The sequence below is a fragment of the Arthrobacter sp. 2RAF22 genome (assembly GCF_052115325.1).
In the GTDB taxonomy this organism is placed as follows: Bacteria; Actinomycetota; Actinomycetes; order Actinomycetales; family Micrococcaceae; genus Arthrobacter.
Genome location: NZ_JBFRGL010000008.1, coordinates 92,460 through 116,324 on the forward strand (window position 1 = coordinate 92,460; position 23,865 = coordinate 116,324).

Below are 23,865 nucleotides of genomic sequence, written 5' to 3' on the forward strand. Positions count from 1 at the left end.
GCACTTATCCGGCCGGGAGCGGTTTGCCGCGACCGGTCAGATTGGGTGCAGTGTTGGGGGCTGGTTAACTCTACCGGAACGGCGGTGAGCTGTGGGGTGAATCGGGACTTCTGTGGTGGGACTCTCGACGGCGGGAGCCGGCTTCCGGGCATGGACCGGGCCGTGCGCTAGGCCGTACGTTAACGGAAACGGCACCATCCCGATGCATTCGGGACGGTGCCGTTTCGGAAGTACCTTGCTACTGCTTGTTCTCGTTCTGGTCGTCGCTTTCCTTGGTCCGGGAGACCACGGTGCCGTTCGATTCGTTGAGGATAAGCTTCACGTCCCGCGCGTTGTCAAAGTTGAACATCGCGTTGATGGAGCCGGCCTTGGCGTCCGCCGAGGAGTCGCCGATCTGGCCGGTGTGCCAGTTGTCCTCGATGAAGCGAAGGATGGATGACTGGTCCGTCTGGGTGTGGTCCACGAAGTTCTTCTTCGCGAAGGGCGAGATCACCACGAGCGGCTGGCGGGGGCCGGGGCCGCAACGGTCCGCATAGCCTCCGGCCATCGGGACACCCTTGTTGTACGCGTTGAGGCACCATGCGGCGTCGTCAGTGGTGTTGGAGGAGTTCTTCACGCCAGCCGCGACGTGGTCGTACCAGCCATCGGAGTCATCGTAGGCGAGGACGATTGCGGTGTTTTCCCAGTTCTTCGAGTTCTGGATGGCGTTCACCTGCTGCGTGATGAACTTCTGCTCGTCCAGGGGATCGGAGTATCCGGCGTGGCCGTCCTGGTAGTTACCCGCCTTCAGGAAGGAGACTGCAGGCATGTTGTCCGAGTTGACCACCTTCGCGAAGTCCGTGGTGTCGTACTGGTGGTTGGCCTGGCCGTTGTGTCCGATTTCGTCCACGCTGGCCGGAGCAAGGTGGTGGGGGTTGGACGTTGACTTGTAGTACTGGAACGGCTGGTGGTGCGGGTTGTAGTCAGTCACCGTGGCACCCGCGATGTTGGTGTGGGTGGTCATGCAGGCTGCCGGCGTGGTGTCCGTGGCCGGCGTCGTCGGGGCGAAGCCGCCCTGGAACCAGCCCCAGCTGACGCCCTTGTCGTTGAGCAGGTCGCCGATGTTCTTGCCCTGCATGCCGGCGAGGTTGTTCTTGCTTGCGTGGCTCTTGTTGGAGCAGTCGTCGTAGACCGGATCCGGGTCTTCCGTCATGGTGCCGACGCCGTTCGCGTCAGGGAACTTGACCGTGTAGTCGCTGCTTGCCGGTTTGACGGGCTGTCCGGCGGCGGTGAATTCGGTGACGCCGTGGGTCTGGCCGGACACGAGGTTGAGCGCGCCGGGGCTGGACGGGCCGAAAACGGTGCTGAAGTGTGAGTCGCTCATGGCGAAGTTCTGGGCGTAGTTCCAGATCCCGGTGACGGTGTTGCCGTCGTAGTAGTCCATGGTGAGCCCGGGACGCCCGAACTGGCCACCCGAACAGGTGTCCATACTCGTGTTCTCGACGAACTTGTTCATCAAGCCACCGTTGTAGGCCTTCTGCTCCGCGGTGTATTCGTGGTCCTGGTCGCACGTGATTGCCTGGCCCGGAGTCAGCCGCTGTGGTTGGACCGAGTTGGGATTGTTAGGTGCCAAGAGCTTGTCGTTGGCGAGGGTGGCGATGTTCTTCGGCGTGTTCTTGGCCGCCGTGAACGCGGGAGCCGCTGCGCCGCTGCCTTGCTGGGTTTCGCCGGCCGTGTTGGCTGCCTGCGGATACGTCGCGAAGTAGTGGTCGAAGGAGACGTTCTCGCCGAAAATTACGACGACGTGCTTGATAGGCGTCGCGGTGTCCTTGTGGTCGTTATTGGCCGAGGCCGGCGTCAGGCCGAACCCGATCATGCCGGCAGCGATCGTGGATGCTGCGAGTGCGCTCACTCCTGCCGTTGACAAGAGCCGCTTGTTGCGAAAATTCATCGATTTCCCTTCAGATTCACGGAAGTGCCCGCTGGGGGTGAGGATTCACAAAGAATGTAGCCGCTCGCCTGGGGCCCGAGGGCCGTTTTGGAGGCTCGAAGCGGACTGTTTGGGAAGAGTTCACATTCTGCTCACGGGGAACTTCGAGGGCGCCCTCCCTGTTTTCATGTCGCCTTCCGACCGTGTGACAACAGGTCCAAGAGCCGCATCGGCTAAACTTGGCTGGTAAGAGCCCCGGAACTCTTGCTGATCCCGCCGATGAACTTTTGCGAAAGTCTGCGGGCAGGACCGAAAGATTCGGGGCGTTCTCATGTACGGCGCTGAGCCTTGGTGATCCCGCCAGGACCGGCCCGAAAGAATGGGGGAGGATCCCATGCCAGCTATCGTGATCGTCGGAGCCCAATGGGGCGACGAAGGCAAAGGCAAAGCAACCGACCTGCTCGGTGGCCGCGTTCACTACGTGGTCAAGCCCAACGGCGGCAACAACGCCGGGCACACCGTTGTGGTGGGCGGTGAGAAGTATGAGCTCAAGCTCCTTCCTGCCGGCATTCTGAGCCCCAACGCGATTCCGATCATCGGCAACGGCTGCGTGGTGAACCTTGAAGCGCTGTTCCAGGAGATCGATGGCCTGGAAGCCCGCGGCGCAGACACCTCCCGATTGCGTGTCTCCGCGAATGCCCACCTCGTGGCGCCGTACCACCAGGTGTTGGACAAGGTCACGGAGCGCTTCCTCGGCAGCCGCGCCATCGGCACCACAGGCCGGGGCATTGGCCCGGCCTACATGGACAAGGTGGCCCGCCTGGGTATCCGCGTGCAGGATGTCTTCGACGAATCGATCCTCCGCCAGAAGGTGGAAGGCTCGCTGCGCCAAAAGAACGAGCTCCTGGTCAAGGTCTACAACCGCCGCAATGTGGTGGTGGACGAGATCGTGGAGTACTTCCTGTCCTACGCCGAGCGCCTGCGGCCGCTGGTCATTGACAGCACGCTGGTCCTCAACAACGCACTGGATGAGGGCAAGGTGGTCCTCATGGAGGGCGGCCAGGCCACGTTCCTGGACGTCGACCACGGCACTTACCCGTTCGTGACGTCGTCCAACCCGACCGCCGGCGGCGCGTCCGTTGGCTCGGGCATCGGACCCACCCGGATCTCGCGGTCCATCGGCATCATCAAGGCCTACACCACGCGCGTCGGCGCCGGCCCGTTCCCCACGGAGCTCTTCGACGAGATGGGCATGTACCTGCAGAAAACAGGCGGCGAGTTCGGCGTCAACACCGGCCGCCCGCGCCGCTGCGGCTGGTACGACGCCGTCCTGGCCCGCCACGCATCCCGCGTCAACGGCTTCACGGACTACTTCGTCACCAAGCTGGACGTCCTGACCGGCATCGAGCAGATCCCGGTCTGCGTGGCCTACGACGTCGACGGCGTCCGCCACGACGAAATGCCCATGACCCAGACCGAATTCCACCACGCAGTGCCGATCTTCGAGTACTTCGACGGCTGGACCGAGGACATCACCGGCGCCAAGACGCTCGAAGACCTCCCCGAGAACGCCCGCCGGTACGTGCTGGCCCTCGAGAAGCTCTCCGGCACGCGCTTCTCCGCGATCGGCGTCGGCCCGGACCGGGACCAGACGATCGTGGTGCACGACCTCATCGAGGACTAGTCACCACAGCTAAATCACGACGTCGGCGGGTCGCCCTTTCAGGGGTGGCCCGCCGTCGTGCGTTCCGCGCCAAAAGGCACACAAAACGCCGTCGGAAAAAACTTTTGGAATCCGCGTAACCCTTTGGGGTGCCCCGACGATTACCTCTTTGAAAGGCCGAGCTGAAATTTGTCCCCCATCATGTTTCAGCTCGGCCCTTTTCATGTCTGAAGGGGTTTCGTGGATGTGCAAAAAGTCCGGGAGAGGCAGGTCCCCGGAACCGAAGGCTGGTCCTTGGGCATAGCGGGAGCAGCGGTTAAGCTAGGTGAGGTTGCCAGGCCCTGCCGCGTTTGGGCGGCACCGAGGATCTCGCATGGATCCGGACATTCGCTCCCCAACGAAAGCCACGCTTCAGTGACCGACGCCTTGACCGATGCAGCATTGCTGGCCCTTCGCGGCCGCGAAGCTGAACTGTTCAGCGCCGTCTACCAGGCCTTTGCGGGCCAGGTGCTCGGCTACCTGACGGCGAAAGGTGTCTCGGATCCCGAAGCTGTCACACAAGACGTTTTTCTTGCCGTCCTGCCTCGCGTCGAGACGATCACGGGCGGCGTCAGCGGTCTGCGGACGTTCGTGTTCTCGGTGGCCCATGCCCGGATGGTGGATGACCATCGTCGGCAAAGCAGGGCACCTGAGCACCACGAGTTTGAACCTGAACGTGACACGCGCCAGTCGAATTCGGCAGAAGCCGAAGCGATGAACCGCGTGGCGCCCGGGGAAGTCATGGCGCTGCTGGACCTCCTTGGGGAAGATCAGCGGGAAGTCCTGACCCTTCGTATTGTTGCCGGTCTGACCGTTGACCAAGCAGCCGAAATCATGGGGAAAAGCCAAGGCGCAGTCAAACAACTGCAGCGCCGGGCGTTGAATTCACTCCGCGAGCACTCGGTAGTAAAGGAATACGTGGCACCATGATGCGTTGGGATTGCAAGGACATTGACCGCGACGCGGTCATCCTCGAGCTCATGCTTGAGGCTGGCCTCACGGACGCCCCTGAAGTCACGGATTCGTTGAAGGCACTGGAATCGTTTGCCTCCATGCCGGCGCCTGTCCCCGGCCCCGCGCTCGCGGCGATGTTGGCTGGCTCGGCTGTGGGCGAGACTCTTCCCCTCGACGAGCTCGGCAAGCGGCGTCAGTTGCGCAAGCATCGCCCCGCCGTTATTGGTGCTGCGGTCCTGACCGCCATGGGCCTGGGTGTTGGTGGCGTTGCGGCCGCGAGCGGCGGATTCAGCAAGGGAACGCCGGAATTCATGCAGACGCTGATCTCCGGCTGGGCGCCCGCTTGGACCACAGCTCCGCCGTCGCTGGTACCTCCGGCCCCCGCCCAGGACTCCCCGAAGGTTACGACGCACCCGGCGCCCGTTGACCTGCCGCCGGCGCCCCCGGTGGCGGGCCCCTCGGCGGATCCCGTGGTCACTGCTCCAGCTGGTACTGGCGAGGCGGCGCACGAGCCGGAAGCACCGGCGGCCGGTCGGGCTCCGGCAAGCCAGCCAACGCAGGAGCAAGCCCCGAAGGCAGCCCACACCGAGCCTAAGAACGATTCGCAGGGAATCCTTCCGCAGCCCAAAACCGCCATCCCATCAGCCCCCACGGCGAAGGACCTCCAAAACGGAGTGCAGCAAGCAGTCGAGAACACCCAGGACGACGTGTCCCTGAAGCCTGCCGGGCCCTCGCTGCGTTGGCTCCTTGGACTGCTGTCCCGCTAGTAGGCTGAAGCTATGACACATGTCAACGATCCGGCAGTCATAGACCGGCTGATGCGAACAAAGGGCCGCTGGGCCATCGTGGGACTCAGCACGAATGAGTGGCGCTCCGCGTTCGAAGTAGCCCTCTACGTTCGCGACACCATGGGCATGGAGATCATCCCGATCAACCAAAAAGGCGAGGACGTCCACGGCGAAACCGGGTACAAATTCCTTGCGGATGTGCCGCTTGAGAAACAGCCCATCGACGTCGTCGATTGCTTTGTGAACTCCTCGCGCGTCGGCGCGGTGGTGGACGAAGCGATTGCCGTGGGAGCGAAAGCTGTGTGGCTCCAGCTCGGAGTCATTGACGAGGATGCAGCGGAGCGGGCCAAAGCTGCGGGCCTGGACGTCGTCATGAACGCTTGCCCGGCCCAGATGGGCTGGCGGAGCGGCATTTAGCCGTCGTTTTCTGTTAACCGGCCGCTGGTATGTTTTGGAGGCAATCACCCTTTCGAGACCAGGGAATCCCCATGTGTGACCACCACCCCTCCACCGCCAGCCGGCGCACCGCGCTCGGTTTCCTCGGGGCTTCCCTCGTGGCCGGACTGGGGGCATGCGCGGTCCCGGGAAACCAGTCCGCGGAAAGCCCGACGGCGGCGCCCCGCACGGTGGGCCTCTCGCCGTCGTCGTCCGCAAGCGCCGCGGTGAGTCCCACGCCAAGCCCTGCGGGTCCCGGGCGGCTCCGGAACCCCTTCGTCCCCGACTTCACGCTGCCGCCAATCCAAGGCGGACTGGCTCCCGTGATCACCAAAATCCCCACCAAACATCCCGTGGTGTTCCTCACGATCGACGACGGACTGGTCAAGTCCCCGGAAAGCGTCCGGCTCCTCGCGGAGAACGGCTACCCGGCCACGCTCTTCCTGACGAGCAACACGGTCCGCGACAACCCCGCCTTCTTCAAGGCATTCATGGCGCAGGGGAGCCTGGTTGAAAACCACACGGTCAGCCACAACGTCAATATGACCACACAATGGGGTTACCAGCGGCAGCTTGACGACATCGCAGGCATGCAGGATTTCGCCCTCCAGCAGTATGGCCGCAAGCCCACCCTGTTCAGGCCTCCTGGAGGTACCTATTCGACCGCCATGCGGCAAGCCGTGGCCGCCGCCGGCTTGAAGGCGATCGTTACGTGGGAGGCCAAGGCCAATGCCGGGCGGATGGACTACCAGTACGGCAATTCCCTCCGGCCGGGCGACATCGTCCTGATGCACTTCCGCCCCGAATTCGCGGCGGACTTCGAGGCCTTCCGCTCGGCGCAAGTGGCTGCTGGCCTGGAAGTGGTGCTCCTCGAGGACTTCCTGGACGTTGCGTGAGGCGATCGGTCCGCTAGTCTCGCTACATGGACGCTGCGACACTCCGCCAAATCTGCCTTGGCTTCCCCGGGAGCTATGAGGACTTCCCGTTCGGCCCGGAAACCTCGGTTTTCAAGGTCCGGGCCGCCGTATCCGGCGGATCCAAGCAGGAAGGCAAGATGTTCGCCGCATCCGCCATGGACGACCAGAACCTGGCAGTAAGCCTCAAATGCGATCCCGCCTTGGCCGTGCAACTCCGCTCGGCCCATCCGGAAATCACCGGTGCCTGGCACATGAACAAGACGCACTGGAACGGCGTGCGCCTCGATGGTGCGCTCCCTGACTCCATGGTCCGGGACATGGTGGAGGATTCCTATGACCTGGTGGTTTCCTCGTTGAGCCGCAAGCAGCAGGAGCAACTGGGCTGGGCCCGGCTCGCCCAGGACTGACACGCGGACCCCGCCTGCCGCTTCGGCTAGATTGTGAGTGGACCGCACCTTCCATCGCCTCGAAGCAATCAGGAGGAGCCAGATGCTGGAACAAAAGACCCTCGATGAGCTGTGGAATTTTGAGGACCCCGCGTTGTCGGAAGCCCGATTCCGCGAAGCCATGGCCGATCCCGCCTACGATCCCTTTGAACGGGCCGAGCTCGCCACCCAATTGGGCCGGGCGATCGGCCTGCAGGGCCGCTTCGAGGAGGCGGACGCCCTCCTGGACGGGATCGACGCCGAAGAGGAGCCCACCATTGCGGTGCGGATCCTCCTGGAGCGCGGCCGCCTGCTCAGCTCCGCCGGCCACCCTGCCATGGCCGTTCCGCTCTTTGAGCAGGCCGCCGAGATGGGCGACCTCCTGGGCGAAGATTTCCTCGCTGTGGATGCACTCCACGTGCTGGCCATCGCCGACTCCGGACACCAGGAATCGTGGACGCGCAGCGCGCTTGAGTACGCGTCCGCCGTCGAGGATGCACGCACCAAACGGTGGATGGTTTCCCTGCACAACAACCTCGGTTGGGCGATGTACGACGACGGTCGCCGCACCGAGGCGATGGTGGAGTTCCAGCTCGCCGAGCAATGGGCTGAGCGGGTAGGAACCGAGCAACAGCAGCAATGGGCGCGCGAGGCTATCGCCCAGTGCGCAAAATCCCTGAATTTACGGGGCTAAAACACCCAAACGACCCCGACGGAGGGCAGGATCGTCAGATCACATTTTGACAAAAGTTGATTGAAACTGCCCTCAAATATTGCTTTTCAATCACTCGTGGTGAAGTATGTCACACGAAGGGCGCGTCGCAGCGGCGGTGCCCTGACCGATCGACTGCCGGCCGAGGCGCCGTCAGCGTGAGGTACTACGAGTCTCTGGAGGGTTTTAGGATGAACGTTCAGCAGCAGTCTTTTGCACGCCGCGGTTTCCTCCGCGGCGCGCTTGCCGCGGCCGTGCTTGTGCCGTTGGCCGGCTCGATGGCGTCCTGCGCGGGGGGTGGCGGCGGAGGAACAACTGGTCCAACGGGAACCGTCTCGGACACCAATCCCTTCGGCATGGCAGACAAGTCCACCGTTGACGCAGTGATCTTCAAGGGCGGGTACGGAATCGACTATGTCGACTTCGCGGGCAAGGGCTTCGAAAGCGCACATTCAGGTTCCACTGCCAAGATTTCCCCGTCCACGGACATCGCACAGGAACTGCAGCCACGATTCGTCGGAGGCAACCCGCCGGACCTGATCGACAACTCGGGCGCCAAGGCAATCGGCTTCAGCACCATCCTGGCCCAGCTTGAAGACCTCACCAGCGTGGTCAACGCCAAGAACCTTGAGGGCAAGGTCATCAAGGACACCCTCTACGGCGGAGTGCTCGCCCCGGGTACCTTCGAGGGCAAGCTGGCGGCCTTGAACTACGTCCTGACCGTCTACGCGATGTGGTACTCGGATGCCCTGCTCAAGGACAACGGCTGGTCCGTTCCAAAGACCTGGGATGAGATGTACGCGCTCGGGGAGCAGGCCAAGGCCAAGGGCAAATACCTGTTCGTCTGGGGCAAGGAAGCCGCCACGTACTACCAGGAAATGGCGATCGCCTCCGCTATCAAGGAGGGTGGCCACGACGTTCGCCTCGGCCTTGAAAACCTGAAGGCAGACTGCTGGTCCCACCCCGCGCTCCAGAGCGTCTTCACCGCCCTGGAAAAGATCGTCAAGGCAGGCCACTTCAAGCCAGGTGGCTCGGGCACGCAGTTCACGGCAGCACAGGCACAGTGGAGCAACGCCCAGGAAGCAGTGTTCTACCCGTCCGGTTCGTGGATCGAAAACGAGATGAAGGACCAGACCAAGGCCGGCTTCAAGATGACCGGTGCGCCCGTCCCCTCGGTGACCACCAGCTCCAAACTGCCGTACGCGGCACTGCACAGCGCAGCGGGCGAGCCCTTCGTGGTTCCTTCACAGGGCAAGAACGTTCCCGGCGGCAAGGAATTGCTCCGCGTCATGCTCTCCAAGGACGCTGCGACCAACTTCGCCAAGACCAAGCTGGCCCCCACCATCGTCAAGGACACCGTTCCCTCCGATGGCTTCGGCTCCACGGCACTCGTCTCCCAGACGAAGCTGCTCAGCGACGCGGGCGACAACATCTACACCTGGAACTTCGTTGACCTTTACGGCACCAACAAGGACCAGCTGGTTGTGTGGAACACGTTCCTCGATGGAAAGTCCGATGTCGCCACACTGACGTCGGACCTGCAGAAGATCACCGACAAGGTCCGTAACGACAGCTCGGTCAAGAAGATTGAAGTGAAGTGACTTCAGTGAAAGCAAAAACCCTCCGGGTCGACGGCGGCGCGTCCGCCGTCGTCGTTCCGGATACCGCACCACCCGTCTACAAGAGGCGGCGCAAGCCCCTGACGTTCGACAAGGTCAGTTTCTTCGTGGTCTTCCTGGGCCTGCCCCTGGCGATCTACCTCCTCTTTGTGATTTGGCCTTTCATCCAGGCGTTCGGCTACTCCCTGACTGACTGGAGCGGTTTCTCACCGGACCAGAACTTCATCGGACTCGAGAATTACCGGAAGCTCTTCACGGATGACATCTTCATGAAGGCCATGGGGAACAACATCCTGCTGGTCATCTGCCTGCCCATCATCACCATCATCCTCAGCCTGGTGCTGGCAACCTTGGTGACAGTGGGCGGCAGCAGCAAGGGCCAGATCAAGGGCCTGCGCAACTCCAGCTTCTACCGGGTTGTCTCTTTCTTCCCCTACACGATTCCGGCGATCGCCATCGGCATCATGTGGGGCCAGATCTACGATCCTTCCGGGGGTCTGTTGAACGGCATCCTCACTTCCCTCGGCATGGACCAATTCAAGTCCTACGCGTGGCTTGGAGATAAGAACACCGCCATGATCGCCACGATGTTCGTGATCGTGTGGGGCTTCATCGGCTTCTACATGGTGCTCTTCGTGGCGGGTATCAAAGGTATCCCCGCCGAACTGTTCGAGGCGGCCCGGATTGACGGCGCGGGGCGCTTCCGCACTGCCGTGTCCATCACCATCCCGCTGATCCGGGACAACATCCAGACGGCGTACATTTACATGGGCATTTTGGCGCTGGATGCCTTCGTCTACATGGCCGCCCTGAACTCCGGCGGTGGTCCGGACAACTCCACCCTGGTGATGTCGCAGCAGCTCTTCTTCACCGCCTTCACGAAGGGCCAGTTCGGACTGGCCAGCGCCATGGGCGTTGTGCTGGCCGTAGCCACCCTGATCTTCTCCGGCCTCGTGTTCCTGGTCAACAGGCTCACTGGTGGCGACAAGGATGTGTCCCTCTGATGACTACCAAAATAGCCAGCCAGGAAATGAAGTCGCTGCACTTCAACCCGCGCAAACCGGCCACGACACCAGGGGACAAGGTGGTGGGCGCCGTTTCGCACACTGCCCTGACCATCTGGTCGCTGATCGTGATCCTGCCTTTGTTGTGGACTTTCATGTCCTCCTTCAAGACCTCCAGCGAGATCTTCGCTTCGCCGTTCGCCCTGCCCTCCCAGTGGCGCTTCGACAACTACGTCAAGGCCTGGACCGAGGCCGGCATCGGAAGCTACTTCCTCAACTCCGTGATTGTGGTGGGCTGCGCCCTGGTCATCGTCATGGTCCTCGGAGCCATGTGCGCCTACGTCCTGGCGCGCTATGTCTTCTTCGGTAGCACGGCGATCTACTACCTCATGCTGGCCGGGCTCACGTTCCCGATCTTCCTCGCCATGGTGCCTTTGTTCTTCGTCATGAAGAGACTCGGCCTCCTCAACACCCTCCCGGGTTTGACCTTGGTGTACGTCGGCTTCGCGCTGCCGTTCACGGTCTTCTTCCTGTTTTCCTTCTTCAAGTCGCTCTCTCACGAAATCACGGAAGCGGCTGCCTTGGATGGAGCAGGCGAGTGGCGGACGTTCTTCCAGGTCATGCTGCCGATGGCCAAACCGGGACTCGCTTCCGTGGCCATCTTCAACTTCCTGGGTTTGTGGAACCAGTTCCTGATTCCGGTGGCCATCAACGCGGCCGGGCCACGCGTGCTGTCCCAAGGACTGGCCGCTTTCGCCGGCCAAATGGGTTATGCGGTGGACTTCGGCGCCTTGTTCGCAGCAGTCACCGTCACGGTGGTTCCGGTCCTGATCGTCTACGTCATCTTCCAGCGCCAGCTGCAGGGTTCGGTGTCGCAAGGTACGTCCAAGTAGCACAACCTGGCTAAAAAAGCGCCCGACGGCGGTTCCCACCTTTGGTGGGGGCCGCCGTCGGGCGCTTCTGGCCACCACGCGAAGGTGAGGCCCGCTTTCAGAGCCGCTGGTAACGGGAGCGGAACAAGGAGTAGACGCCGTAGGCCATCAGTCCGAGGCTGACGAACCCGAGCACCCATCCACCAAAGGGCTGTTTCAGGAAGGCCTTGAGTGCGGAGTCGAGGCCGCCTTGTTGGGAGGGGTCGTGCTCCGCCGTGGCAATCAGGATGAGCAAGCCGACGGCGCCAAGCGCCACCCCTTTTGCGCAATAGCCCACTACTCCAAGCACCGTGAACGCATCTCCCAAGGCTCCCGACGGTTTTCCCCTCAGGTTCTTTTCGTACCTGCGTGTGATCCCCAGGAAGACGTAGGTGCCGGCAGCCGCCAGCAACGCCACTCCGATGATCACCAAGAGGACAGTTCCCGGAGTGCTGGACATGAGGTCTGCACTGGTCGAGCGGGATTTCTCGCTGCTGCTGCTCGGACGGCTGAGCGCGAAGCTTCCGAAGGTCACCGCGGCAACAGCAAAGACGATCGCCTGCCCGGCTGCCTTGAGCCGATTCATCCAGGGCTTCGAGCTGCCACCCCCGCTCCACCCCATCACGGCGTCGCTCGCCATGTAGAGCGCGAGGACACCGCAGGCCACGAGTCCCGCCCATAACAGGACGACGCCGCCAGGCGTGGCGGCCAGTTGGCTGACCGCACCGCTTTGGTCGGCTTGGCCGGATGCGCCCAGCGCGATCCCCAAGGCGATGATCCCGATCAGGAGGTGTATCAGCCCTAAGGCGACGAACCCGGCCCGTGCCACTACCCTGACGGTGCGTGAATCCTTCGCATCGTCTACGGCGTCACCCACCGAATCGGCACCCCGGGATACTGCGTTGCCGGCCTTGTTCGTATGATCGTCCGCGCCCATGGAGCTCCTTTAGTCTGCCCTTATCTTGCCACCGTGGGCTCCGAAGCGGGAGGGCGCGCGGACTACTGGATACGATGGGCGCATGTGGATCGCGTGGATTGAGTTCGACATCCTCCTCGGCGAGGTGCACAGCCTGAAGGAGAAACGTTCCCTCGTGCGTCCGCTGATCGCCGAGTTGAAACGGCGTTTCGAAGTCTCTGCCGCCGAGACCGGGCATTTGGACCAGCATCGCCGTGTACTCATCGGCGCGGGGGCAGTGGCGGCAGACCGGGCGCATCTCGTCGAGGTGCTCGACGCCGTCGAACGCTTCGTTGCAGCACGCCCGGAACTGGAGCTCCTGAGCGCCCGACGCCGGGACCTCCACAGCGAAGACTGAAAACACAACGCGGGGTCACTTACGGCCCATCCCGAGGGGATTCTTGGGCCGTAAGTGACCCCGCGTTGGGGGTCCCAGGGCTTAGCCGAAGTACTTCGGCAGCGTGGCCTCGTGGGCTTCGTTGAGAGCGTCCAAGGAGAGCTCGTCCACGCCGTTGATCTCCAGCTTGCCGCCGGCAGCGTCGACGACGCCGATCCGGAGGTGGGCGAAGCCGCGGGCCGTGCACATGTCCTTGAAGCGGATTTCCTCGGAGCGCGGAACGGACACGATGGCCCGGCCCTGGGACTCGGAGAACAACGCGGTGAACAGGTCCACGCCGTCGCGCTCCACGAGTTCGTCCAGCGCAATCCGGGCGCCGACGCCGTAGCGGAGTGCGGACTCCACCAGCGCAGCGGCAAGGCCGCCCTCGGAGAGGTCGTGCGCGGCGTCGATCATGCCGTCGCGCGAGGCGTTGATGAGGATCTCGCCGAGCTGGCGCTCGATGGACAGGTCAACCTTCGGCGGCAAGCCGCCGAGGTGTCCGCGCAGGTTGGACCATTCGGAACCGTCCAGTTCCGCGGCCGTGGTGCCCAGGAGGTAGATGGCCTGGCCATCTTCCTTCCAGCCCGACGGCGTGCGGCGCGCGACGTCGTCGAGCTTGCCCAACACGGCAACCACGGGGGAGGGGTGGATCGGCACGGTACCGGTCTGGTTGTACAGCGAGACGTTGCCGCCGGTGACCGGGACGCCCAGTTCCATGCACGCGTCCGACAGGCCACGAATGGACTCGGCCAGCTGCCACATGACATCCGGGTCCTCGGGGGAACCGAAGTTCAGGCAGTCGCTGACGGCTATCGGGACGGCGCCGGAGGTGGCGACGTTCCGGTAGGCCTCGGCCAGTGCCAGCTGTGCGCCGTGGTACGGATCGAGGTAGGTGTAGCGGCCGTTGGCATCGGTGGCCAGGGCCACGCCCAAGCCGGTTTCCTCGTCCACGCGGACCACGCCGGCGTCGTCCGGGAACGCCATGGCGGTGTTGCCGCCGACGTACCGGTCGTACTGCTTGGTGATCCAGGCCTTGCTGCACATGTTCGGCGAAGCAATGAGCTCGGTGATGGCGGCAGCCAGTTCCCCGGAAGTGGAGGGGCGGCCGGCGTCCTGCACGGAGCCCGTGAAGGTATCGGCCTGGACGGAATCCTGCCATGAGGGGCGGGCAAACGGGCGGTCGTAGACCGGACCGTCGTGGGCGACGGTGCGCGGATCGACGTCGACAATGACTTCGCCTTCCCACGTGATGATGAGGCGGCCGGTGTCGGTCACTTCGCCCAGCCAGGAGTACTCCACGGCCCACTTGTCCATGACCGCTTCAAACGCGGTGATGTTCTCCGGCGTGACAACGGCCATCATGCGTTCCTGCGACTCGGACATCAGGATCTCGCCCGGGGTCAGGGTCGGGTCGCGGAGCAGCACGGAAGTCAGCTCAACCTGCATGCCGCCGTCGCCGTTGGAAGCGAGCTCGGACGTGGCGCAGGAGATACCTGCCGCGCCGAGGTCCTGGATACCCTCAACGAGAGAACCCTTGAACAGCTCCAGGCAGCACTCGATGAGCACCTTTTCGGCGAACGGGTCGCCTACCTGGACGGCGGGGCGCTTGGAAGGCTTGGTGTCGTCGAAGGACTCCGAGGCCAGCACCGAGGCGCCACCAATGCCGTCGCCGCCGGTGCGCGCACCGAACAGGACAACCTTGTTGCCCTTGCCGGACGCGTTGGCCAGGCGGATGTCTTCGTGGCGCATGACGCCGACTGCCAGCGCATTGACCAGCGGGTTGCCCTGGTACACGGAGTCGAACACCATTTCGCCGCCGATGTTCGGCAGGCCCAGCGAGTTGCCGTAGCCACCGATGCCGGCAACAGCACCGTGCATGACGCGGGCAGTGTCCGGGTGGTCGATGGCGCCGAAACGCAGCGGGTCCATCACGGCCACCGGGCGGGCGCCCATCGAGATGATGTCGCGGACAATGCCGCCGATGCCGGTCGCGGCACCCTGGTAGGGCTCCACGAACGACGGCGAGTTGTGGGACTCGATCTTGAACGTCACGGCCCAGCCGTCGCCCAAGTTGGTGACACCGGCGTTTTCACCGATGCCCACGAGCATGTCCTTCTTCATCTCCTCGGTCACCTTTTCGCCGAACTGGCGCAGGTGGTTCTTCGAGGACTTGTAGGAGCAGTGCTCGCTCCACATCACGGAGTACATGGCGAGTTCGGCGCCCGTGGGGCGGCGGCCCAGGACCTTGACGACCTCGTCGAACTCGTTCTGCTTCAGTCCGAGCTCGGCCCAGGGGAGCTCGGTGTCCGGGGTCTTCGCGGCGTTCTCGACGGTGTCGATGTTGAACTTCTTGCCGACGGTTTCAGCTGAGGTGGTCACTGTGCGCCTCCCACGATCTTGTTCAGGACGGAAGTGAAGAAGCCCAAGCCATCCGTGCCGGCGTTGGACTCCGGACCGAATCCGGGCTCCACCGCGTGCTCGGGGTGAGGCATGAGGCCCACTACGTTGCCGGTGGCGTTGCTGATGCCGGCGATGTCGCGGCGTGAACCGTTCGGGTTCCAGCCGACATAGCGGAACACGACGCGGCCCTCTGCCTCAAGGGCGTCCAGGGTCTTGTCGTCCGCGATGTACTGGCCATCCTGGTTCTTCAGCGGAACCGTGATTTCCTGACCGGCCTCGTAGTCCGAGGTCCACAAGGTGTTGTTGTTCTCCACGCGCAGGACCTGGTCGCGGCACAAGAACTTCAAGTGGTCGTTCTTGATCATGGAGCCCGGGAGCAGGTGCGACTCGGTCAGGATCTGGAAACCGTTGCAAATACCCAGCACGGGCAGCTTGGCGTCGCTGTTGGCGGCATCGATGATGCGGGACATCAGCGGAGCGAAGCGCGAAATCGCGCCTGCGCGCAGGTAGTCGCCATAGGAGAAACCGCCCGGGATGACCACGGCGTCCACGTCGGCCAGCTGTGTGTCCGCATGCCAAAGTGCGACGGCGGTGCCGCCTGCGAGGCGGACCGCACGGGCGGCGTCGCGGTCGTCAAGGGTGCCAGGGAAGGTGACGACGCCGATTTTGGCCCCGGCCAAATGGGGTTCGACGGCCACGGGGGCTCCGCCGATCAAAGGAAGTTCAGTCATGTCAGGCCTCGACGACCTCGACGTTGACGACGTCTTCGATCACCGGGTTGGACAGCAGGGTCTCGGCGGCCTCACGGGCTTGGGCGAGGATGGCATCGGTCACCTCGCCGTCAACGGTCAGTTCGAAGCGCTTGCCTTGGCGGACAGCGCTAAAGCTGGTGAAGCCGAGGCGGGGCAGTGCGCCCACGATGGCCTTCCCCTGAGGGTCCAGAATCTCGGGCTTGGGCATGACGTCGACGACGATCCGGGGCATCCGGTAACTCCTGTGCGTGAGCGTTGGTTAAACCTTGGTTAAAGGCTGCCGCGGAGTGGTGCCGTCTCACGCCGGAACTGCCTTTAAACAGCGTTCAGCAACAGTGTTTACCGGCAGGGTCTTACGGAATAAGGGGGGCGCTCCGCGAGCTTGCATGCCCATTCTACCGGCCAAATCGCTACATACCCTATTTGCGGGGGATCGGTGAAGAGGTGGCTACCAAGCAAAAGGTACGCGCCAATTCGCGGCGGCGCCCCGCCGTCGTCGGGGGTTTTGGATGAACGACGGCGGCTCTGGCCACCGAACGACGGCGGCTCTGGCCGGGGGTGGTTTGCGTCACTAGGATTGCGGCATGGCCGAGAACGCTAAGTCGATGGTTTTACCCGTGGTCCTTGCCGCTGTATTTGCCGGCCTGGGGAGGATGGTTTTCCAAAGGATCATGGCGGACCGGGCGGCCCGGGAAAACCGCATTTCCGTCCCGCCGGATGCTTCGACGAGGGCCAAAATCAGCGACGCGTTGCGAGGGATCCATTCCTAGCGCGGCCTGCCCGCCGGCGCCACGTTGAGCGCAATAGGGTACGCGCAAATGCGCTAATCCTCCGGGTTAAAGGCGCGTATTCGGGAGTAGCTTGGAATTACTGTCCAGGAAATTCCCCGTCCACCAGGAGGAGCAATGACCGAACACGTCGCCGAAGTGTCCGCCTGCAGCGTTGGCAGCTGCGGATTCAACCATCATGGCTGCACTGCCTTCGGGATCACCATTGGCGGAACCGCGGACCACGCATCCTGCGCCACCTTCATTGACACCACGCTCATGGGAGGACTCCCCAAAGTCCTGGCGCATGTCGGTGCCTGCCAGCGCTCGGAATGCACCCACAACAACAACCTCATGTGCGAGGCCCACGATGTCCGGATCGGCCCCGGTGCCGAAGCGGCTGATTGCCTGACGTACCAGCACGCCTGAGGCGCCTTTCAGTCCGTCTTCGCCTGAATATTTGAATATCCGCCCAGCGGGCACGTCCCCTTCCGACGGGGGCGTGCCCGCTGCTGCGGGCGGATGTATTCTGATGCCGAATGACATGACAAAAAACGTGAAATGTGTCCTATGTCATATTCGACTATCGCTCTGTACTCTATGAATCGGCTGGGCTTTACCTGATTACAAGAACTGTCAATCGGTGCCCATCCTTTGTTGATTGATCTTGACATGACCGCCACGATCGCCCGGAAAGGTGCAATCACTCGTGAATTCACAAGGAAAGAGCTTCATTGGAAGCGGGGGGCTTCGAAAAGCTGCGGCGCTAGCCGTCGGATTACCGGTTCTGCTCTCCTCGGTGGCGTTGACACCCGCACAAGCAGCGCCCGCTTCCGGTTCAACGGTCCTCGGATCAACGGCCGCGGGAGTTGCCCGCAATGTCGACCCCAAGTCTTACCAGGATGGCCGTTACGTTGTGGTGCTGGCAGAGAAGCCGGCGGCCACTTACGACGGCGGAACCCCCGGCTATGTGCCCACCAAGCCGCAGGCGGGCAAGAAACTGGATGTCGGCAAGGCCGAAGTGAAGCAGTACCAGGCCCACTTGCAGCAGAAGCAGCAGGACGTGGCCAAGCAGCAGAGCGTAACCATCAACCGCGACTACACCACAGCCATCAACGGCTTTAGCGCCACGCTTTCCGCGAACCAGGCGGTCAATCTCGCGAAGAATCCCGATGTTCTCCTCGTGGCCCCGGACACGCAGTCTGCTCCTGACTACTCCACCACCGATTTCCTCAACCTCAGCGGACCGAATGGTGCTTGGAATACCCAGTTCGGCGGCCAGGACCAGGCCGGCAAAGGCACCGTGGTGGGTGTCATCGACACCGGCTACACGCCCACAAGCAAGTTCTTCGCCGGCGATCCCGTCCAGCCGCTGGTCGGGGACCCCCAGGTGGGCGTCCCGTACCGCACGGGTGACGGCAAGATCGCCATGCTGAAGGCCAACGGAGACACCTTCGTCGGCGAGTGCCAGAAAGGCACCGACACCGGAGCGGCCTTTGACGGAACTGCCTGCAATTCCAAAGTCCTCGCCGCCCACTACTTCGCAGATGCCTTCCTCCAGACGGTTCCGCCAGCCCAACGGGCACCCCAGGAACAAATCTCGCCCATCGACGTCGTGAGCCACGGTACGCACACGGCCAGCACCGCCGCCGGCAACCCTGGCGTGGAAACGTTCGTGGATGGCCGGAGCTTCGGCAAGACGAGCGGCGTGGCACCAGCTGCCAAGCTCTCCATCTACAAGGTGTGCTGGGAAGACACCGACCCCAATACGGGCGGTTGCTACAGTTCCGCGGCCATCGCCGCCATTGACCAGGCCATCGCCGACGGCGTGGACGTCCTGAATTACTCCATTTCCGGCGCCACGGACACCACCACCGACCCTGTCTCGCTCGCGTTCCTGTCTGCTGCGTCGGCCGGCATCTTTGTGGCGGCATCCGCGGGTAACTCTGGACCTCAGGCCAGCACCGTCAACCACGGCGCACCCTGGATGACCACGGTTGCGGCTACCTCCTTCTCCCAGGAACTCCAGGGAACGGTCGAATTCTCCGACGGCACCAAGTTCCGCGGAGCCAGCATCATGAACCACCAGGTGAGCGGGGCCGGCGTCGTGCTTTCCGCAAACGCCGCGTCAGGCGCCGGTAACGCGGCACTTTGCGCGCCTGGGTCCCTGGACCCGGCGAAAATCGCCGGCAAGGTAGTGGTGTGTGACCGTGGAGTGGTTGACCGCGTCGCGAAGAGCGCCGAGGTGCTCCGCGGTGGCGGCGTGGGCATGATCCTGGTGAACCTCACCAGTTCCTCGTTGGACACGGACAAGCACGCGGTGCCTACTGTCCACGTGAATCCTCCCGCCTCGCAGGCCATCAAGGACAAGGTCGGGGCCAACCCGGCACTTACTGTTTCCCTGGTTGACCACGACACCACTGGACTTCCGCTCGAGGCCCAGCCGCAGATCGCCGGATTCTCCTCCCGCGGCCCGCTCCTCGCCACCGATTCGGATCTCCTCAAGCCGGACGTCTCGGCTCCCGGCGTTGCGGTGCTCGCGGGTGTTTCGCCGATCGGCAGCAAAGGTGATGAGTACGGATTCATGTCCGGTACCTCCATGGCCTCCCCGCACATTGCAGGTTTCGGAGCCTTGATCCTGGCGAAGAATCCCGATTGGTCCCCCGCGACGGTCAAGTCGGCCATGATGACGACGGCGAGTGACGTCAAGCTGGCCGATGGAAGCAAGAACCAGGATGTCTTCGCCACCGGTGCGGGAGAAATGAACCCTGCCAGCGTGCTGGAACCGGGCCTGGTCTACGATGCCGGAACCGAGGACTACCTGAAGTTCATCCAGGGTACCGGCGTCGATCTCGGCAAGCCGGGGCTGGGCTCGACACTGCCCCGCGACATGAACCTCCCCTCGTTCGCCTTGGGTAACCTCGCGGGCAAGATCGAGGTCACCCGCACCGTCACCGCCCTGACTCCGGGACAATACCGGGCCACAGTCAATGTCCCCGGCGTTGACGTCAAGGTCACTCCGTCCGTGCTGAACTTCAACGAAGTCGGCCAGAAGAAGACCTTCAAGGTGACCTTCGAAAACAAGACGGCCGCACTGGGTACTTTCGCGATGGGATCGCTGAAGTGGGAAGGTGCCAACAAGTCGGTGGTCTCTCCAATTGCGGTCCGTCCGCAGTCGGTGCTGGCCTCCAAGAGCATCGCCTTCACGTCCCAGGAGGCAAGCGGATCGGCGGACATCAACATCGTTTCCGGTTCCGACTCACCCACTGCTGTGACCATTGACGGTCTCTCCAAGGCTGATTCCTCGGCCGCGGAACTTGTTCCGGGTCCCGTGGCTGTTGCGAACAACGCCTCGAACTTCGTCAAGACCGCCACGGTTCCGCCCGGAACGGCGTTCGCGAAGTTCTCGGTGATTTCCTCCGATCCCACGGCGGATTTCGATCTGTATGTCCTGTCGCCGTCGGGCCAGTTGTTCACGGCAGCGACACCGAGTGCCAGCGAGTCGCTCTCGCTCGACAACCCCCAGCCTGGAACGTACACCATCATCGCGAACCTGTATGCAAGCCCGAACAACCGGCCCACCAAGGCCAGCGTTGACGCCGCGATCCTGGGCGCGAACCAAGGCAACGCCTCGGTCAAGCCCAACGCCACGGTTACGCCCAACCCGATCAAGATGAAGAACGGCAAATCCGGGAAGCTCAGTTTCGCGTGGAACAACCTGACTCCGGGTTCCTACATCGGCCGACTCACTTTTGACGGCACCAGCGCGCCGACGTTTGTGTCCGTCCTGGTCTCGGCAAGCGGCACCGTGTCCGTGGTGCCGAACGACGACCAAGAAGGCGAACATGGCAAGGGCAAACTGCAGAACGCGGGGGAGGACCAGTCAAACAACGCGCCGTAGCGCGGCATTAATGGTCTGACAGATATGCGAGGCAGCGGCCGGCGGGATATCCCGCCGGCCGCTTTCTTATCGTCCCCCGGACGCTCGCTCACCTATATGTCCCTTTTGGCGGACGCTCGCTCACCTTAATGGCCAAACGGCGGAACCCTCTTGCAGACGATGTGAGCGGGCGTCCGGCTCGGGACGGTTGTTTGTGAGCGGGCGTCGGGGTCGGGACGGTTGTTTGTGAGCGGGCGTTGGGGTCGGGACGGTTGTTTGTGAGCGGGCGTTGGGTGGGGAGTTAGATGTTTCCCGTGGATCCTGCCACGCCGCCGAGGAGGGCGGCCATGGTGCGCCAACGGGCGATCTCGCAGCCGTCCGTCCGGCTGAAGCGGCTGCTGACCTCGCGCCCGCGGAACCGGCCGGTCACCAAAGCCACTTGTGGACCACCGTATTGCTGGGTGCATATGCGGTCCGGCCGGGGAACGGGAAAGAAGATCTCCTCGCCGAACTGTTCGACGGCGGCAAGCGCCGCGCGGGGGTCCGGAAGGGTCGAGCCTTCGGAGACTTCGCCGCCCGAGCCGAGCAGGACGAACTCGTAGTCCGCGGCGCCTGGTGCCTCCGTCAGCGTGATGGTGAGCTCGACGTCGTACTTTGTGCTTGAAGTCATCGCTGTCCTTCGTGAGACGGTGTTTGTACCAGGAGATCCAGGAGCGGCCGCACGTGGTCGAGGACCCGCGCACGGAGCGCTTGGGCCTCGGCAGCGAACGCCCTCTGATACTCAACGTACTCGGCCTTGCCTTGTGGTGTCTCGATCCTGATGGCCGGGTATCCCCACTCTTCAAGGTCGTAGGGCGAGGCCTGCATGTCCATGGCGCGGATCCGCCAGGACAGTTCGAAACAGTCCATCACCAACTCGCTCGGTAAGGCCGGCGTCAGTTTGTACGCCCATTTGTAGAGGTCCATGTTGGCGTGCAGGCAGCCCGGTTGCTCCATGGTGCGCTGGTTGTCCCGTGTCGGGGTGAGTTCGTTGAGCGGAATGGCGTCCGGCGTGTAGAAACGGAAGGCGTCGAAGTGCGAGCAGCGGATCCGGTTGTCTTCCACCACGGTGTCAGTGCCTTCTGAGCCGAGGCGCAGCTTGAGGTATTCGTGGCGAAGATCGAACTTGTCCTGGCGGTAGACCATGGCCCACTCGTGGAGTCCGAAGCAACCAAACTGGGCGGGCCGCGCTACGGTTCCGGCAAGGATGATGCCGGCGAAGCGGATGGCTTCGGTGCGGTCGGCCACGAAGCGGCTGCGATCGAAGGTGACGGCAACGGTACCGGCGGGCAGCCCCGCGGCCGCCAGCGCGCCGTCGTCGAGCACTCGGTAGTACTTCCACCCGGCCCGCTCGGCGGCTTTGGGGCCGGAGAGGACGCCGCCGTCGCCCGGGTGCCAGCGCAGCAGCTGGCCGGGCTTCTGGGTGTAGTACGTGAAGAGGAAGTCTTCGACGGGATGTTTCTCGCCTGCGGAGCGCCGGGCCAAGTAGGGCTTGGCATAGCGTTCGACGCGGGCGTGGTGGGCAGCCTCCAGCGCGAGCCATTCCTCTTGCGGGAGGTGCTTGTACTTAAGCTCCGGCACCGCTTGAACCAAGGATGTCGGCGACGGCGGCCCACGCGGCAATTTCGCAGCCGTCCGTGAGCTTGTAGGAGGACTCGACGCCCACGCCATCAACGGCCCCGGTGACTATTGCCGTCTGGGGTCCGCCGTAACGCTGGTCGCAGACCTGGTCGCTGGAGCGCGGCGTGCGCGTGAGAAGGGCGGGGTTCTTTTTCAGGGCGGCGCATGCTGCGGCTGCGGTGGGGTGGTGGCTTTCCGCGGAGGGGACGCCGCCGGTGCAGACGAGCGTGTAGCTTTCAGGGGCTGCCGAAGCGGAGAGCTTGACGATGATGGAAAGCTCGGCCTCTGCGGAGCCGGGAGAGCCGGGCGCCGTGGGGGAGATCGAAGGAGTCGGTTTGCCGCTGGGAGACGCCGTTTCGTCGGGCAAAAGCCCGGTAGGGCTGCCCGACGGCGAGGACGACGTGCTGCTGCCAGGCGCCGAACTGCTGGGCGAACCGCCCCCGGGGCCGGGCGTGCAGGCGGCAAGACCAGCGACGGCGACGACGGCCAACACAGACCGGACTATTCGCAGGCGCATGGGGTTCTCCTTGATTTATGCCAGTTTATCGCCCGCGCCGGCAGTCGGGTGTTGCGTGGCCGCGATGAGCCCGGTCATTGCACGGTGCAGTTCCGCTACTTCGGCCCGCGTGAGTTGGAGCCGCTCCATGATGGTTCCCGGCACGGCCGTCGCCTGTTGCCTGAGGGCGGAGCCGGCTTCCGTCAAGGTGATGGCAAGTGCCCGTTCGTTTCCGTGGATGCGGTTGCGGGTGACGAATCCTGCTTCTTCGAGCCGGCGCAGGATGGGCGAAAGGGTGGCAGGCTCGTGCAGGAGTGCCTCACTGATGTCCTTGAGCGTGCGCGGACTGCGTTCCCATAGGGCGAGCATCACGAGGTACTGGGGATGGGTCAGCCCCATCTTTTCAAGCACCGGCTTGTAGACGCCCACCACGCTCCGCGACGCCACGGTCAGGGCGAAGCACAATTGGCGCTCGAGTAGAAGGTCGTCTTCAGGCGGGGCGGCGGTTTCGGGGGGTGCGGCCATGGCTTGCTCCGTTCCGTGTCGGTGACCGGACTGCGCCGGCCAATAGTTAGTGCACTAATTGTTAGTGTACTCTTAAACCACAACATCCTTTTGAGAGAGGGTAGACCCGGTGGCCAAAGAGACCATGACCCAGAGATTCATGCGCGCAACTGGCAAGCTTCGGATCATTTTCGGACCGGCGCACAGCAGTTCTCTGGATCATGAAATGACCGAGGAGAACAAGCGTCTCCTCGTGCGGCGCCAGGCCGAAGCGCAGCAATGGGAGACCGTCCGCCGGCCGGACGGCAGCACCTACGTGGTCCCCAAGAACCCGGACGACAAGTCCCTTCGCTAGGGGCTTCTCGCTCTCAGCGATCGACGCCGACCCCGGGCCTTTTGCGGGTTCCGGGCGTAAAATTGGCCTCACTGGACCACTCAGCTCCAACCGTACGGCTGGACCTCGCAGCGGGGAAGGAGGTGGGAATTGTGGGACATGCACTCGATAGTTTCATGAGGGTAACCGATCGACTGCGTTTCTGGTTCGGCCCGGCAACCCGGGGCGACATTGATGCGCCCGTAGTCCACAAGCATGACGACTTCGAGACGGCGTCGGAAGAAGACCTGGGGCATTTCGTCGTCGAAACGGACGACCAGGGCCACCACTACGGAGTCCGCAAGGAAGGCGCCTGAAGCCGCT

General features: G+C 63.4%; 25 protein-coding genes. 16 read left to right on the top strand and 9 right to left on the bottom strand.

All coding sequences use genetic code 11. The features are described from left to right. Positions 1-238: 238 nt before the first annotated feature. The gene (locus tag AB4068_RS08900; RefSeq protein WP_059388505.1) at positions 239-1,930 is read right to left on the bottom strand and encodes a phospholipase C; all 1,692 of its coding nucleotides are present in this window, start codon (positions 1,928-1,930) and stop codon (positions 239-241) included. A 373-nt stretch (positions 1,931-2,303) separates the two neighbouring features. Here AB4068_RS08900 and AB4068_RS08905 point away from each other — a divergent pair, with 373 nt between their 5' ends. The 10 genes from AB4068_RS08905 (at position 2,304) to AB4068_RS08950 (ending at position 11,358) form a co-directional block, all read left to right on the top strand. After that, on the top strand, positions 2,304-3,593 hold the full coding sequence (locus AB4068_RS08905) for an adenylosuccinate synthase (protein ID WP_441433184.1): 1,290 nt from the start codon (positions 2,304-2,306) through the stop codon (positions 3,591-3,593). A gap of 393 nt (positions 3,594-3,986) precedes the next feature. Next, positions 3,987-4,541 carry an RNA polymerase sigma factor gene (locus AB4068_RS08910; protein WP_059388507.1) on the top strand — a complete coding sequence of 185 codons (555 nt, stop codon included), beginning with the start codon at positions 3,987-3,989 and terminating at the stop codon, positions 4,539-4,541. Continuing rightward, positions 4,538-5,332, top strand: a complete 795-nt coding sequence (locus AB4068_RS08915) for a hypothetical protein (RefSeq protein ID WP_441433185.1) — start codon at positions 4,538-4,540, stop codon at positions 5,330-5,332. Before AB4068_RS08910 ends, AB4068_RS08915 begins: the two co-directional genes overlap by 4 nt. Positions 5,333-5,344: 12 nt before the next feature. Further along, positions 5,345-5,770: a CoA-binding protein gene (locus AB4068_RS08920; protein ID WP_059388508.1), complete on the top strand. Its 426-nt coding sequence runs from the start codon at positions 5,345-5,347 to the stop codon at positions 5,768-5,770. A 71-nt stretch (positions 5,771-5,841) separates the two neighbouring features. Continuing rightward, a complete protein-coding gene (locus AB4068_RS08925) occupies positions 5,842-6,684 on the top strand; it encodes a polysaccharide deacetylase family protein (RefSeq protein WP_306964136.1) in 843 nt (280 codons plus the stop codon). A gap of 26 nt (positions 6,685-6,710) precedes the next feature. After that, the gene (locus AB4068_RS08930) at positions 6,711-7,112 is read left to right on the top strand and encodes an MmcQ/YjbR family DNA-binding protein (protein ID WP_441433186.1); all 402 of its coding nucleotides are present in this window, start codon (positions 6,711-6,713) and stop codon (positions 7,110-7,112) included. Positions 7,113-7,194: 82 nt separating this feature from the next. Further along, a complete protein-coding gene (locus AB4068_RS08935; RefSeq protein ID WP_441433187.1) occupies positions 7,195-7,824 on the top strand; it encodes a hypothetical protein in 630 nt (209 codons plus the stop codon). A 209-nt stretch (positions 7,825-8,033) separates the two neighbouring features. Next, complete coding sequence (gene ngcE, locus AB4068_RS08940; protein ID WP_307052874.1) at positions 8,034-9,443, top strand: N-acetylglucosamine/diacetylchitobiose ABC transporter substrate-binding protein; 1,410 nt, start codon at positions 8,034-8,036, stop codon at positions 9,441-9,443. After that, the gene (locus tag AB4068_RS08945; protein ID WP_172465567.1) at positions 9,440-10,465 is read left to right on the top strand and encodes a carbohydrate ABC transporter permease; all 1,026 of its coding nucleotides are present in this window, start codon (positions 9,440-9,442) and stop codon (positions 10,463-10,465) included. The genes ngcE and AB4068_RS08945 overlap by 4 nt, the downstream gene beginning before the upstream one ends. Next, positions 10,465-11,358 (top strand): carbohydrate ABC transporter permease, encoded by an 894-nt coding sequence (locus tag AB4068_RS08950; protein WP_441433188.1) that lies wholly within the window; start codon positions 10,465-10,467, stop codon positions 11,356-11,358. The genes AB4068_RS08945 and AB4068_RS08950 overlap by 1 nt, the downstream gene beginning before the upstream one ends. A 97-nt stretch (positions 11,359-11,455) precedes the next feature. Here AB4068_RS08950 and AB4068_RS08955 read toward each other — a convergent pair whose 3' ends face one another. Further along, the gene (locus AB4068_RS08955; protein WP_059388512.1) at positions 11,456-12,313 is read right to left on the bottom strand and encodes a DUF1206 domain-containing protein; all 858 of its coding nucleotides are present in this window, start codon (positions 12,311-12,313) and stop codon (positions 11,456-11,458) included. A gap of 82 nt (positions 12,314-12,395) precedes the next feature. On the opposite strand from AB4068_RS08955, the gene AB4068_RS08960 reads away from it, so the two are divergent. Further along, complete coding sequence (locus tag AB4068_RS08960) at positions 12,396-12,689, top strand: DUF503 domain-containing protein (RefSeq protein WP_236814542.1); 294 nt, start codon at positions 12,396-12,398, stop codon at positions 12,687-12,689. 81 nt (positions 12,690-12,770) lie between these two features. Here the strand turns inward: AB4068_RS08960 and purL are convergent, their stop codons facing one another. The 3 genes from purL to purS are packed head-to-tail and all read right to left on the bottom strand — an operon-like array spanning position 12,771 to position 16,094. Beyond that, positions 12,771-15,089, bottom strand: a complete 2,319-nt coding sequence (gene purL, locus AB4068_RS08965) for a phosphoribosylformylglycinamidine synthase subunit PurL (RefSeq protein WP_441433189.1) — start codon at positions 15,087-15,089, stop codon at positions 12,771-12,773. Further along, on the bottom strand, positions 15,086-15,841 hold the full coding sequence (gene purQ / locus AB4068_RS08970; protein WP_441433190.1) for a phosphoribosylformylglycinamidine synthase subunit PurQ: 756 nt from the start codon (positions 15,839-15,841) through the stop codon (positions 15,086-15,088). Before purQ ends, purL begins: the two co-directional genes overlap by 4 nt. A 1-nt stretch (position 15,842) precedes the next feature. Continuing rightward, on the bottom strand, positions 15,843-16,094 hold the full coding sequence (gene purS, locus AB4068_RS08975; protein ID WP_028265707.1) for a phosphoribosylformylglycinamidine synthase subunit PurS: 252 nt from the start codon (positions 16,092-16,094) through the stop codon (positions 15,843-15,845). Between the two features lie 352 nt (positions 16,095-16,446). Between purS and AB4068_RS08980 the strand changes: the two genes are divergently transcribed. The 3 genes from AB4068_RS08980 (at position 16,447) to AB4068_RS08990 (ending at position 20,530) form a co-directional block, all read left to right on the top strand. Beyond that, positions 16,447-16,632 carry a hypothetical protein gene (locus AB4068_RS08980; protein WP_059388516.1) on the top strand — a complete coding sequence of 62 codons (186 nt, stop codon included), beginning with the start codon at positions 16,447-16,449 and terminating at the stop codon, positions 16,630-16,632. 135 nt (positions 16,633-16,767) lie between these two features. Then, on the top strand, positions 16,768-17,058 hold the full coding sequence (locus AB4068_RS08985) for a DUF1540 domain-containing protein (protein WP_059388517.1): 291 nt from the start codon (positions 16,768-16,770) through the stop codon (positions 17,056-17,058). A 280-nt stretch (positions 17,059-17,338) separates the two neighbouring features. Then, a complete protein-coding gene (locus tag AB4068_RS08990; RefSeq protein WP_441433191.1) occupies positions 17,339-20,530 on the top strand; it encodes a S8 family serine peptidase in 3,192 nt (1,063 codons plus the stop codon). A 280-nt stretch (positions 20,531-20,810) separates the two neighbouring features. Here the strand turns inward: AB4068_RS08990 and AB4068_RS08995 are convergent, their stop codons facing one another. Genes AB4068_RS08995 through AB4068_RS09010 form a run of 4 tightly spaced genes read right to left on the bottom strand, consistent with a single transcriptional unit; the run spans position 20,811 to position 23,189 of the window. After that, positions 20,811-21,179: a serine protease inhibitor gene (locus tag AB4068_RS08995; protein WP_306964151.1), complete on the bottom strand. Its 369-nt coding sequence runs from the start codon at positions 21,177-21,179 to the stop codon at positions 20,811-20,813. Further along, positions 21,176-22,219, bottom strand: coding sequence for a 3-methyladenine DNA glycosylase (locus tag AB4068_RS09000; RefSeq protein WP_441433192.1), 1,044 nt, complete (start codon positions 22,217-22,219; stop codon positions 21,176-21,178). The genes AB4068_RS08995 and AB4068_RS09000 overlap by 4 nt, the downstream gene beginning before the upstream one ends. Next, positions 22,116-22,685 (bottom strand): SSI family serine proteinase inhibitor, encoded by a 570-nt coding sequence (locus tag AB4068_RS09005; protein ID WP_441433193.1) that lies wholly within the window; start codon positions 22,683-22,685, stop codon positions 22,116-22,118. Before AB4068_RS09005 ends, AB4068_RS09000 begins: the two co-directional genes overlap by 104 nt. Before the next feature lie 15 nt (positions 22,686-22,700). Further along, entirely contained in the window at positions 22,701-23,189 is a 489-nt protein-coding gene (locus AB4068_RS09010) for a MarR family winged helix-turn-helix transcriptional regulator (RefSeq protein ID WP_307052867.1), read from the bottom strand. Positions 23,190-23,298: 109 nt separating this feature from the next. On the opposite strand from AB4068_RS09010, the gene AB4068_RS09015 reads away from it, so the two are divergent. Together AB4068_RS09015 and AB4068_RS09020 are read left to right on the top strand one after the other, a co-directional pair. Next, positions 23,299-23,523, top strand: coding sequence for a hypothetical protein (locus AB4068_RS09015; protein ID WP_059388520.1), 225 nt, complete (start codon positions 23,299-23,301; stop codon positions 23,521-23,523). Between the two features lie 155 nt (positions 23,524-23,678). Further along, complete coding sequence (locus AB4068_RS09020) at positions 23,679-23,858, top strand: hypothetical protein (protein WP_113990642.1); 180 nt, start codon at positions 23,679-23,681, stop codon at positions 23,856-23,858. Positions 23,859-23,865: the final 7 nt, after the last annotated feature.

Coding starts and splice junctions, on each gene's coding strand:
- AB4068_RS08915 (WP_441433185.1), top strand. CDS start 4,538: ATGATGCGTTGGGATTGCAAGGACATTGACCGCGACGCGGTCATCCTC.
- purQ (WP_441433190.1), bottom strand. CDS start 15,841: ATGACTGAACTTCCTTTGATCGGCGGAGCCCCCGTGGCCGTCGAACCC.
- AB4068_RS08900 (WP_059388505.1), bottom strand. CDS start 1,930: ATGAATTTTCGCAACAAGCGGCTCTTGTCAACGGCAGGAGTGAGCGCA.
- AB4068_RS08950 (WP_441433188.1), top strand. CDS start 10,465: ATGACTACCAAAATAGCCAGCCAGGAAATGAAGTCGCTGCACTTCAAC.
- purS (WP_028265707.1), bottom strand. CDS start 16,094: ATGCCCCGGATCGTCGTCGACGTCATGCCCAAGCCCGAGATTCTGGAC.
- AB4068_RS08930 (WP_441433186.1), top strand. CDS start 6,711: ATGGACGCTGCGACACTCCGCCAAATCTGCCTTGGCTTCCCCGGGAGC.
- AB4068_RS08925 (WP_306964136.1), top strand. CDS start 5,842: ATGTGTGACCACCACCCCTCCACCGCCAGCCGGCGCACCGCGCTCGGT.
- AB4068_RS08920 (WP_059388508.1), top strand. CDS start 5,345: ATGACACATGTCAACGATCCGGCAGTCATAGACCGGCTGATGCGAACA.
- AB4068_RS09010 (WP_307052867.1), bottom strand. CDS start 23,189: ATGGCCGCACCCCCCGAAACCGCCGCCCCGCCTGAAGACGACCTTCTA.
- AB4068_RS08935 (WP_441433187.1), top strand. CDS start 7,195: ATGCTGGAACAAAAGACCCTCGATGAGCTGTGGAATTTTGAGGACCCC.
- AB4068_RS08955 (WP_059388512.1), bottom strand. CDS start 12,313: ATGGGCGCGGACGATCATACGAACAAGGCCGGCAACGCAGTATCCCGG.
- AB4068_RS09005 (WP_441433193.1), bottom strand. CDS start 22,685: ATGCGCCTGCGAATAGTCCGGTCTGTGTTGGCCGTCGTCGCCGTCGCT.
- AB4068_RS08960 (WP_236814542.1), top strand. CDS start 12,396: ATGTGGATCGCGTGGATTGAGTTCGACATCCTCCTCGGCGAGGTGCAC.
- AB4068_RS08905 (WP_441433184.1), top strand. CDS start 2,304: ATGCCAGCTATCGTGATCGTCGGAGCCCAATGGGGCGACGAAGGCAAA.
- AB4068_RS08980 (WP_059388516.1), top strand. CDS start 16,447: ATGGCCGAGAACGCTAAGTCGATGGTTTTACCCGTGGTCCTTGCCGCT.
- AB4068_RS09020 (WP_113990642.1), top strand. CDS start 23,679: ATGAGGGTAACCGATCGACTGCGTTTCTGGTTCGGCCCGGCAACCCGG.
- AB4068_RS08985 (WP_059388517.1), top strand. CDS start 16,768: ATGACCGAACACGTCGCCGAAGTGTCCGCCTGCAGCGTTGGCAGCTGC.
- AB4068_RS08995 (WP_306964151.1), bottom strand. CDS start 21,179: ATGACTTCAAGCACAAAGTACGACGTCGAGCTCACCATCACGCTGACG.
- AB4068_RS09000 (WP_441433192.1), bottom strand. CDS start 22,219: ATGGCGTGGGCGTCGAGTCCTCCTACAAGCTCACGGACGGCTGCGAAA.
- ngcE (WP_307052874.1), top strand. CDS start 8,034: ATGAACGTTCAGCAGCAGTCTTTTGCACGCCGCGGTTTCCTCCGCGGC.